Origin of the sequence: Burkholderia sp. HI2761 (assembly GCF_002223355.1) — a bacterium.
Lineage (GTDB): Bacteria > Pseudomonadota > Gammaproteobacteria > Burkholderiales > Burkholderiaceae > Burkholderia.
The window spans coordinates 1-10694 of record NZ_NKFN01000012.1 but is presented as its reverse complement, the minus strand read 5'-3'; the positions used below and the strand labels follow the sequence as shown (position 1 = coordinate 10694).

Here is a 10694-nt window from a genome sequence, read left to right as displayed (position 1 = left end):
ATGCGTTTGCGGATGGTCCGTGGGGTCAGAAATTCCCGACCGTCAGTAGCGCGTGGCGCAACGCCTGGGATCGCGTGATCCCGTTCTTTGCGTTTCCGCCGGGTGTGCGCAAGATCATCTACACGACGGATGAAATACACAACGGATGAAATACACAAGCCCCCCATGCTGTACTTCGCTCGTTCGCTATGTCCGCGCTTCCGGCCTCCGTATCGGCGCGCTGTCTGATTTGGGGCGCGACTGCTTCCACCGGTTAAACAGTTTTTGATAGGTTCGCTCAGACTGCTCAGCCACGGCTCGCTCTTGCTGACGGACACTCTTCAGACTGTAGGCGGCAGCCGAACCTTTGCGCGAGCCATGCTGCGCCGGCATTCCAGCCTGCAGTTCCAGCGCGCGTAACTTGTGTGCGGTCAATGCGGGACGGTCCCACGCGAACGGCTCGTCGCGTGTCAGCACATACCATACGATCACTGCGAGTTTGCGAGCGGTCGCGACGATGGCAATTTGCTGGCCGCGGCGATCGCGCACGCGCAGGAAGAAGGCGCGCAGCGGCCCAGGCGCCTGCGTGGCGCCCCAGGCAGCCTCGACCAGCATCGCCCGTGCGTAAGAGCGCCCGCGCTTGGTGATGTGGCCGTGCCTGGCCGGTGTCGGGCCGGACTGATAGACCGACGGATTGAGCCCGAAGTAGCTCACCAGCTTCTCCGGATTCGGAAACCGCTCGATGTCGCCAATGGCAGATAGCAGCCCGATCGCTACCGTGGTGTTGACGCCGGTGATCGTCAGCATCACGCGCAATCGCGCGTCGTCGATGGTCGCTTGCGCGAGTGCCTGCTCCACCTCGCGCAGATCCTCGCCGAGGCGGTCCAGTTCGCGCAGCCGCTGCTCAACACCGAGTCGCTCGTCCAACGGAAGCGGTTGAACGCCGAGCCAGGCACGCCCCTTCTTACCAAACAGATCGGTGGCGGGGCATCGCTCGATCAGATGCGCGGCCAGAACCGCATGAATCTCGTTCTTCAGCCGCGTGCGCTGCCGCACTAGCTGTGAACGACGCGAGATCTGTCGACGCAACGCCAGCGTGTGCTCGTCCGGCATCCATACTTCCGGTAGAAAGCCGCTTGCATACAGCTGTGCCAGCACGGCTGCATCGATCTTGTCCGTCTTGACGCGAGCCTCCGCGATCAGCCGAACTTGCAGCGGATTGGCAATCGCCACGCGCGCGACGTGCCGACGAAGCACGTTGACGATGGCGGCAGTGTTGCCGGTTGCTTCGAGCACCACATGATCGGTGGCGCGCAGCTTCTCGGCAAAACGCTCCAGTTCGTCGCGTCGCAACCCGGTGCGGCCGCCTGCATGCAGCGTGCCATCCTCCAGGTACGCGATCTCGGCCACTGAGCGCGAGACATCAAACCCCACGATTCGCATAACCGTCTCCCGTATCAGATCACTGCTGGGAGCCGGTGGGACAGCACGACAACTACGGATTCGCGCTCACAGCGCAACTGGGCGGGTCGCAGGGGCGGCCAACTACAAACACGAGCTCGCGGCTCATCGTGTAACAACGGCCTGCCCACCCGAAGTGCTCCCCAGTGCCCCTGTCCCGGATGGTCACACCATACGCTCAAACCACTCGGCGCGGGAACGCGAGGCACCGGCTATATCATGCCGGTTACGAATGCCATTGAAAGTCTGAACATGCAACTGCGCAAGATCATCAAGACGCGCGGCCACTTCCCGAATGACGAGGCGGCCATCAAGCTACTCTGGCTGGCGCTACGCAATGTGCTGGCCAAAACGGTACGCGCTGCCTTCGACTGGAAATCAGCGATGAATCAGTTTGCTATCCTGTTCGGTGAACGATTTATGCAGGCGCGTGGATAACCCGTGTTGTTCAACCGCCTCGCCCACAAAAATGCGGACAGGTTCCCTGGCCATCGAGGTCGGACAAAGCCTGAAGGAAGAGCACGTGGTCGACGCGCTGACGCGTATCACCGCCATGCGCGGGCACCCTGCCATGATCAAGGTCGACAATGGCAGCGAGTTCATCTCGAAGGCAATGGATCGCTGGGCGTATGAACATGGCGTCGAGCTGGATTTCAGCCGGCCGGGCACGCCCACTGACAATGCCAAGGTCGAAAGCTTCAACGGGCGCCTCCGGCAGGAATGTCTGAACGCGCATTGGTTCTTGTCATTGGCCGACGCGCAGAGCAAAATCGACGAATGGCGCACGTACTATAACGAGGTTCGCCCCCACTCCGCATTGCAGTGGATGACACCCGCCGAATTCGCCCGCCAGGCAAGGAAATTCGCCTCGCCTGACAACTCAACCAAGCCGGAAATCTCCACTTCCGACCGGGACTAATTCTGGTTCAGGGTCAAGTTTGCTATCCTGTTCGGCGAGCGATTTATGCAGGCGCGTCTGGACTACCAATCGCCTGTCGCGTTCACGTAGCGCTTCTATCTGAATCATATCGCTGCTTAACCCGTTGGCCGCCACGAATTCCGTCCGACCTCAGACCCTCGTCAGGATCTTGCTCCATTGGAAAGCACTGCGCGCGATAAAAGTACGATCAACAACACATCATGGAGAACAAATGTGATATGTTGAAAATTGTAATGATGATTCATATCATTATATTTCTAATCTTTATTAGTTTTAGGATTGTGAAATAAATTACTCACTATGGAGAATCAATCATGTGGACCAAACCTGTCTACGTCGAACTTCGTCTCGGTTTTGAGATCACGATGTATGTCTCGAATCGCTGATCTATTTTTCATGAATTGACGAGGCAGCGGCTTGCTCGGGAACGTTGTCGACCTCATTCACCTTGGGAACTTCTTTTCCACTATGCTCATACGCGTCCTTGGATCAGCTGCTGGCGGAGGTTTTCCGCAGTGGAACTGCAACTGCATGAACTGCGTAGGTTTCCGCAACGGAACAGTTGAAGCACGCGCGCGCACACAATCGTCGATTGCACTATCTGACGATGGGAGGGGTTGGGTTCTTTGTAATGCGTCACCTGACATACGTGCGCAATTGCACGACTTTCCATCGATGCAACCGGGACGTACGTTGCGTGACACGGGTATTGTCGCAATCGTGTTGATAGATAGCCAGCTTGACCACACTACCGGTTTACTCAGTTTGCGCGAGGGCTGTCCATTGCAAGTGTGGTGCACTGACATGGTTCATCAGGATCTGACCGTCGGGTTTCCACTGTTTGAGATCCTCAAGCATTGGAGCGGAGGTCTTGTCTGGAATCGAATCGAGCTGGATGCCAGCTTCACGGTACCGGAGTGTCCGAAGTTGCGATTTACTCCATATCCTTTGGTGAGCGCTGCACCTCCGTATTCACCACACCGTGGCGATCCTCATCCGGGTGACAACGTTGGTTTGCTGGTCGAGGATCTTCATACCGGCAGCAAGCTTTTCTATGCCCCGGGCATTGGTGTAGTCGATGACGGACTGCTGAGTCGTATGCAAACAGCGGACTGCCTGCTGGTGGACGGGACACTGTGGGACGACGACGAGATGCAGCGGCACAAAGTAGGTAATCGTACGGGACGCGAGATGGGTCACTTGGCACAAAGCGGACCGGGTGGAATGCTCGAGGTACTGTCGCACATGCACAAACCACGGAAGGTGCTCATTCACATCAACAACACTAATCCGATTCTTGACGAGCATTCTGCCGAACGTGCGGAGCTGCAACGTCGCGGGATCGAGGTCGCATTCGACGGCATGGAGATTGTCCTTTAGGCGCACCACAATTCGACTGCCACGTCGCAGAACAGCCAGGATGCCTGTCCCGCGGAGAACGAGAACCACAATTCACAGGACCCAATCCGGGTAGCGGAGAATCCCGATGCGCCAACAGGCACTCAATCCTCAACAGTTCGAACGGGCGCTCCGAGCGAAGGGCGCCTTCTATCACATCCACCATCCGTACCATGTTGCGATGGTAGAAGGTTGTGCGACCCGCGAGCAAATCCAAGGTTGGGTCGCGAACCGCTTCTACTATCAAGTCAATATCCCGATTAAGGATGCTGCAATTCTCTCCAACTGCCCGGATCGCGATATCCGGCGACAGTGGGTTCAGCGTTTGATCGATCACGATGGAATGGCCGACGGCGACGGCGGCATCGACGCATGGTTGCGACTCGGGGAGGCTGTCGGTTTGCCTGAAGCACAATTGCGTTCGCATGAACATGTGCTTCCTGGCGTGCGCTTTGCCGTGGATGCATACGTGAACTTTGCGCGCCGCGCGACTTGGCAAGAGGCCGCGAGCAGTTCACTGACTGAGTTGTTTGCGCCGCAAATCCATCAGTCGCGTCTCGACAGCTGGCCACGGCATTATCCGTGGATCGATCCGAATGGCTACGCTTACTTTCGCGATCGCCTTGGCCAAGCGCGTCGGGACGTCCAGCATGGTCTCGGCATCACGCTGCAACATTACACGACCTACGAGCGTCAGCAGCGAATGCTTGAGATACTGCAGTTCAAGCTCGACATCCTGTGGACCATGCTCGACGCAATGTCGATGGCTTACGAACTGCATCGACCGCCTTACCACACCATAACCGATCGGCCAGTCTGGAACCGAGGAATCGCATTATGAGTTTCGATCGAAACCGAATCCCGCGCTGGAGAAGAGGATTCAGATTTCAGTTCGAGCCCGCTCAGAATGCGCATGTGCTTTTGTATCCGGAAGGGATGGTCAAATTCAATGATAGTGCGAGCGAGATCGGCAAGTTGATTGACGGTACGCTGACGATCGCCGGCATCGTAGCGCGGCTCGAACAGCTTTTCCCGGACGTGCCCGAACTCGGCACGGATGTCGAAGGTTTCATGGAGGCCGCCCATGACAAATATTGGATCGACTTCACATAGGCCGATGATGCCAGCCACTGCAAAATCCGTATCGAGCATGCCGTTGTGGCTGCTCGCAGAGCTCACGTATCGATGCCCATTGCAGTGCCCTTACTGTTCCAATCCGCTCGACTTCGCTCATCAAGGCGCGGAGCTTGATACTGGACAGTGGTTTAGGGTAATGGCAGAAGGGCGTGAAATGGGGGCGGTACAAATCGGCTTCTCGGGCGGTGAGCCACTTGTGCGGTCTGACCTCGTCGAGTTGATCGGTGAGGCCCGGCGGCTTGGATATTACACAAACCTGATTACTTCGGGGATCGGGCTGACCGAGCAGAAAATCAGTGATTTTTACCGCGCCGGTCTCGATCATATTCAGATCAGTTTTCAGGCTAGCGATGCAGAGATCGGCAACATGCTGGCGGGGTCGAAGAAAGTTTTTGCGCAAAAACTCGCGATGGCTCGTGCGGTGAAGGCGCAAGGCTATCCGATGGTACTGAACTTCGTCACGCATCGATACAACATCGCTGACATTGACAGAATCATTGAGCTGTGCATTTCGCTCGAGGCAGATTACGTCGAACTCGCTACATGCCAGTACTACGGCTGGGCCCACCTCAACCGTGATGCGCTGCTTCCGACTCGCGAGCAGCTTCAGCGCGCAGAGCATATCACGAACGTGTATCGAGCGAGGCTTGAGTCCGAGAACAACCCATGTAAATTGATTTTCGTGACACCGGACTACTACGAGGAGCGACCGAAAGCTTGTATGAATGGCTGGGGAAGCGTGTTCCTCGTTGTTACACCGGACGGCACCGCATTGCCGTGCCATGGCGCTCGGCAACTGCCAATCGCATTTCCAAATGTTCGGGAGAGGAATTTATCGTATATCTGGCATGAGTCAGTCGGATTCAACCGGTTTCGTGGTGATACCTGGATGTCCGAGCCTTGTCGATCATGTGATGAAAAAGAACAGGATTTCGGTGGATGCCGTTGTCAAGCATACATGCTAACGGGGGATGCCACCGAGGCGGATCCGGTATGCAGTAAGTCTCCGCATCACGACCAGATTCTTAAAGCACGTGAAGCAGCACTTGCTCGACCGGAATCCATCAAGACGATGACGTTCCGAAACAGACGAAATTCGCGGAGAGAGTCTGACGTCTTATGAGGACCTCTTCTGGGATGTTGCTTTATTTGGCGTCAATCTAGGAAAATCTATCCCGTAGATGCGATTGATGTAGTGCAAACCAGGAGTTTTACATGAAACTTAGTAATCCGATGTATCTATTATCAATATGGGATCGGATAATTTCCGCTGCGATCTTGATTAGCGGGATAGGCATGTGCGTTGGCGGAATATGGCTGGTTTTATTGAACGGTAGTCCGTACTATGTGACTACTGGTATCCTGCTCGTGTGGTCCGGCTGGCTTCTGTGGCGCCGTCGCTTGCTGGGCGCGAAGCTGCTCGGCGTCGTTTACGCCATTACGCTGGTCTGGACGTTGTATGAAACGGCGTCCCGTTTGTGGGGCTGGGTGCCCAGAATGGGCTTTCTGACAGGTCTTGGATTCTTTGTTTCATTGATGTTGCCCCGACTCCAAAATTCTGTCGGGCAAAGTGGATATGGTCGACGGTTGGCGAAAGTTCTCGCGGGTGGATGTGTCGCGTTCGCAGGCGTTGCTTTTGCGCTGGCGTTCATTCCGCAACAGAGTTTTCTTTCCGAGACGCCGATGTCCAGCGACCCGCTTGTCGCGGGCGGCATGCAGCGTGCGGCACACCGCGCGAACCAGCCGAATCAAGATTGGCAACAATACGGGCGGGACGCGGACGCCACCCGTTATTCACCGCTCAGCCAGATCAACAGCGATAACGTCAAGAAACTCAAGGTCGCGTGGGTCTATCGCACGGGGGATCTGCCGCCCAAGGGCAAGGTCAACAAATGGGCGGCCGAAATGACGCCGATCAAGGTTGGCGACGGCCTTTATCTGTGTACCGCAACGAACAATCTTGCGAAGCTTGATCCGGTGACAGGCAGGGTCATCTGGACACACGATGTCGGTACTCGATACGAGAGTGTTCCCTATACGGCTGCCTGTCGAGGTTTGGCACACCAAGTGTCGAAGACGATCCCGACCGGTCAGCAATGTCACGAAAAGATCATCGAAGGAACGATCGATGGCCGTCTGATTGCAGTCGATGCGTCGACGGGGAAATCGTGCGAAGGTTTCGGCGAGCACGGTCAGGTCAGTCTGCTGACGGGGCTCGGGAAGACGGTACCGGGATTCGTGGCAATGACGTCGCCTCCTGTTATCGTCAACGGAACGATCATCGCAAATCATCAAGTGCAGGACGGGCAGCGGCGATGGGCACCTTCGGGCGTGATTCGCGGATACGATGCGGATACGGGCGCATTCAAGTGGGCATGGGACGTCAATCGTCCCGGACAGCATGGTGTACCGGGGGCAGGGCAGGAATTTAGTCGCGGCACGCCTAATTCGTGGGGGCCGATGGCCGGCGACGACAGCCTTAGTCTCGTCTATATTCCGACCGGCAATTCGGCGGCAGACTATTACAGCGCGATGCGAACGGAGAATGAAAACCGGGTCGCGTCGTCCATCGTTGCGCTCGATGCTGCGACCGGCGAAGAGCGATGGGTGTTCCAGACCGTTCACAAGGATGTGTGGGACTACGACATTGGGTCGCAGCCAACGCTATTCGACTTTGTGTCGAGCAACGGTTCCGTTCCGGCCATGTTGATTCCGACCAAACGCGGCCAATTGTTCGTCGTGGATCGTCGGGACGGCAAGCCACTGCTGCCGGTTGAGGAGCGCCCGGCGGCGCAGGGCAATGTGCCAGGCGATCCGCGTGCGCCGACGCAACCGTGGTCGACCGGGATGCCCCGCCTTGGCTTCCCGGATCTTCAAGAGAAGACGATGTGGGGCATGACGCCGTTCGACCAACTGTATTGCCGGATCAAGTTCAGGCAGGCTCACTATGTCGGCGAGTTCACGCCGCCCATGGTGGATCGGCCGTGGCTCGAGTATCCAGGCTACAACGGCGGCGTCGACTGGGGCAGCGTGGCCTACGATCCGGCTCGCGGTGTGCTGATCGCCAACTGGAACAACACGCCGATGTACGACAGACTGCTGTCGCGTAAGCAGGCCGACGCTATGGGACTGTACTCGATCGACGATGCGAGACACACCAGCAAGTCCGGCGCGGAAGGCCCCGGTGCGATGGCCGATACGCCATATGGCGTCGACGTTCAGCCATTCCTGATGCCACTGACACAGGTGCTTTGCAACGAGCCGCCGTACGGGATGATTACGGCGATCGATATGCGTACGCAAAAAGTCGCCTGGCAACATCCGTTCGGTACGGCACGCGCAAACGGACCGTTCGGACTTCCGACCTATATGCCGATTCAGGTCGGCACCCCCAACAATGGCGGCCCGATCATCACGGCCGGCAATCTGGTATTCGTGGGCGCAGCGACGGACAACCTTATCCATGCGTTCGATCAGAAGACCGGCAAGATGGTGTGGAGTGACCTGCTGCCCGGCGGAGGCCAGGCAACGCCGATGACTTATTCCGCGAACGGTAAGCAGTACCTGGTGATCATGGCGGGGGGGCATCACTTCATGAGAACACCCGTAAGCGACGCACTTGTCGCGTATGCGCTGCCCGACGACGAGGTTGCCTCTGCTGCAGGCAGAAAGTGATCGGCACTGGTTGACGAAGATGGCGGCCACATCATTTTCTTCACGACTATACCGGGCGGTGTCGACGGGCGAGTCGATCCATTCGATTCTCCCGTCGATGAGATTCGCGGCGCTCTCTCGGACGATCTCGCCGAGCAGCTCGGTGCGATCGACGTCGCGAATTCCGCGTATCCTCCCGACGTGCCCGTGTACCGCATCAGCGTGAACGTGCAGCGCTTCGAGTCGTGGCCGGCCAAGCGCGCAGTGGTCGACGCCGTGTGGGGCGTGCGCGCGCTCGGCTCGAAGGCCGTGATGACGTTCCGCACGAGCGTCGCGGAACCGGTCGCCAGCGGCTATGACGCGCTCGTCGTTGGCATCGGCGCGCTCGACGTGATTGCCGCGCAAGCCGCGGCCGGCGTGCGCGCGATGATTAAGGAGTCGGCACCGAGTTCGATGAAAACGGCTAGCCGCGCGATCTATTGTCCGGCTGACGCAAAGTTACAGGCGAGATGACGCACGGACAATTCGCATTATTTTCAATTGTTCAAAAAAATATGGTGTTCCGACACAGGTAGCCGATGCGTGGAGCATCGACATTACGAGTTGCATGCTATTAATCGCGCTTTAAGGGGGCATGAACACGGTAAGTGTAAATTCCTATCATAATCTTTTTGGTTATGAAAACGAGTCCGCTTATTGCTAAATGGCACGGTAATGTATGATTTTTCTTGCGCTAACCTATGCGGCCCGCTGCGATCCCGAGGATTCGCATGGCTACCATCGAACGCACTGCCTATCCGCGCTTTCCCGAGGTCCTGGCGCCCCGGGAGCTGGACGCCTGTTACACGCCACTACCCGACGAACTCGAATGGGCACGCCGGTCGACGCGGGGTGAACGACCTCGATTGGGCCTACTCGTGCTGCTGAAGGTGTTCCAGCAGTTGCATTACTTTCCGGTGCTCGGCGTCATTCCCGACGCCATCGTCGACCACGTGCGTGCCACCGCCGACATTAGCGACTCTGCTCGATTCGGCTACGACACCGCACTGTCGCCGACATTGTTCCGGCATTACGCAGCGGTTCGCGCCTACCTCGACGTCAAGCCGTACTACGGCACCGATGCGAACGCGATCGCCACGCGCGCGGCACACACGGCATCGCTGACGATGGACCAGCAGGTCGACATCATCAACGCCACCCTCGACGACCTGATCGCGCGCAATATCGAACTGCCAGCGTTCTCGACGCTCGATCGGCTAACTGTGACCTGCGGCGGGATTTTGTAGCCAATCAGGCAGTGAGTCTCGCGTCGATATTATCGGAATCCAGCCAGGCTCGACGGACCGTGGCCGGAGGTTGGTAGCGATGAGCGCTGTGGGGCCGGCGCTCGTTATAGAACTGCCGCCAGCGTTCGATGAGCACTTTGGCCTCGGCGCGGCTGCGGAACCATTCGCGGTTTAGCAATTTGTCTCGTAGTTTGCCGTTGAAGCTTTCGACGAATCCGTTTTGCCATGGACTGCCAGGCGCAATGAAGGCTGGACCGATTGCAGCGTCTCGCAGCCAACGCATGACCTTGGCAGCGGTAAATTCGGCGCCGTTGTCCGACCGAACAAACGCGGGCTTGCCGTACAGTCGCATGAGTCGCGATAGCGTCAAGATCACGTCCTGCGACCGCAGGCTGGCGCCAACCTCGATCGCCAGACACTCGCGGGTGTATTCATCGATCACGCATAGCATCTTCAAGGCCCGGCCATCCACCAGTTGATCGTGCACGAAGTCATAGCTCCAAACCGAATTTGGCTGTGTGGCGCCTGGCAGGCGTATGTCGTTGCCGCAACGACGTCGGCGAGGACGTCGGCGCGGAATGTTGAGCTACAGGGCTCGCCACATTCGCTGCACGCGCGATTCGCTCAACGCCAGCCAGGCCGACATCCGGCGATAGCCGAAGCGCGGCACCTCTTGCGCGGCCGCCATCAGCCTCTCGCCGAGACTCCGATCTGGAGTTGACCCTGTAATACCGGACACAGCGTCACACTAAGGTTGCTGAATCCATCGAGCGCCGGAACTCGCGAGGCGAGCGGTATTTCAGCGCGCTATGGGGATGCTTCTCGTTGTAATGCTCGAA

At 57.7% G+C, this 10694-nt stretch carries 7 protein-coding genes and 6 pseudogenes; 11 read left to right on the top strand and 2 right to left on the bottom strand.

What is annotated here, in order from left to right; genetic code table 11:
- A pseudogene (locus tag CFB46_RS35745) lies at positions 1–143 on the top strand (transposase); the annotation flags it as partial.
- 43 nt (positions 144–186) lie between these two features.
- Here CFB46_RS35745 and CFB46_RS34830 read toward each other — a convergent pair.
- Entirely contained in the window at positions 187–1422 is a 1236-nt protein-coding gene (locus CFB46_RS34830) for an IS110 family transposase (RefSeq protein ID WP_089502499.1), read from the bottom strand.
- A gap of 234 nt (positions 1423–1656) precedes the next feature.
- Between CFB46_RS34830 and CFB46_RS34825 the strand changes: the two are divergent.
- The 10 genes and pseudogenes from CFB46_RS34825 to CFB46_RS34780 all read left to right on the top strand — a co-directional run.
- Positions 1657–1878, top strand: a pseudogene (locus tag CFB46_RS34825) (transposase); the annotation flags it as partial.
- Between the two features lie 46 nt (positions 1879–1924).
- Positions 1925–2359: pseudogene (locus tag CFB46_RS34820) on the top strand (integrase core domain-containing protein); the annotation flags it as partial.
- A gap of 335 nt (positions 2360–2694) precedes the next feature.
- Positions 2695–2766: a pyrroloquinoline quinone precursor peptide PqqA gene (gene pqqA / locus CFB46_RS36915; RefSeq protein WP_089502501.1), complete on the top strand. Its 72-nt coding sequence runs from the start codon at positions 2695–2697 to the stop codon at positions 2764–2766.
- Between the two features lie 82 nt (positions 2767–2848).
- The gene (pqqB, locus tag CFB46_RS34810) at positions 2849–3760 is read left to right on the top strand and encodes a pyrroloquinoline quinone biosynthesis protein PqqB (RefSeq protein WP_089502500.1); all 912 of its coding nucleotides are present in this window, start codon (positions 2849–2851) and stop codon (positions 3758–3760) included.
- Between the two features lie 106 nt (positions 3761–3866).
- Positions 3867–4619 carry a pyrroloquinoline-quinone synthase PqqC gene (gene pqqC, locus CFB46_RS34805; RefSeq protein ID WP_089502498.1) on the top strand — a complete coding sequence of 251 codons (753 nt, stop codon included), beginning with the start codon at positions 3867–3869 and terminating at the stop codon, positions 4617–4619.
- Entirely contained in the window at positions 4616–4891 is a 276-nt protein-coding gene (pqqD, locus tag CFB46_RS34800) for a pyrroloquinoline quinone biosynthesis peptide chaperone PqqD (RefSeq protein ID WP_089502497.1), read from the top strand. Before pqqC ends, pqqD begins: the two co-directional genes overlap by 4 nt.
- The gene (pqqE, locus tag CFB46_RS34795; RefSeq protein ID WP_089502496.1) at positions 4863–6038 is read left to right on the top strand and encodes a pyrroloquinoline quinone biosynthesis protein PqqE; all 1176 of its coding nucleotides are present in this window, start codon (positions 4863–4865) and stop codon (positions 6036–6038) included. The genes pqqD and pqqE overlap by 29 nt, the downstream gene beginning before the upstream one ends.
- 92 nt (positions 6039–6130) lie before the next feature.
- Positions 6131–8590, top strand: coding sequence for a membrane-bound PQQ-dependent dehydrogenase, glucose/quinate/shikimate family (locus CFB46_RS34790; protein WP_218827941.1), 2460 nt, complete (start codon positions 6131–6133; stop codon positions 8588–8590).
- A gap of 90 nt (positions 8591–8680) precedes the next feature.
- Positions 8681–9082: pseudogene (locus CFB46_RS34785) on the top strand (ABC-type transport auxiliary lipoprotein family protein); the annotation flags it as partial.
- 257 nt (positions 9083–9339) lie between these two features.
- A pseudogene (locus tag CFB46_RS34780) lies at positions 9340–9831 on the top strand (DUF4158 domain-containing protein); the annotation flags it as partial.
- Between the two features lie 28 nt (positions 9832–9859).
- Here CFB46_RS34780 and CFB46_RS34775 read toward each other — a convergent pair.
- Positions 9860–10567, bottom strand: a pseudogene (locus tag CFB46_RS34775) (IS3 family transposase); the annotation flags it as partial.
- Positions 10568–10694: the final 127 nt, after the last annotated feature.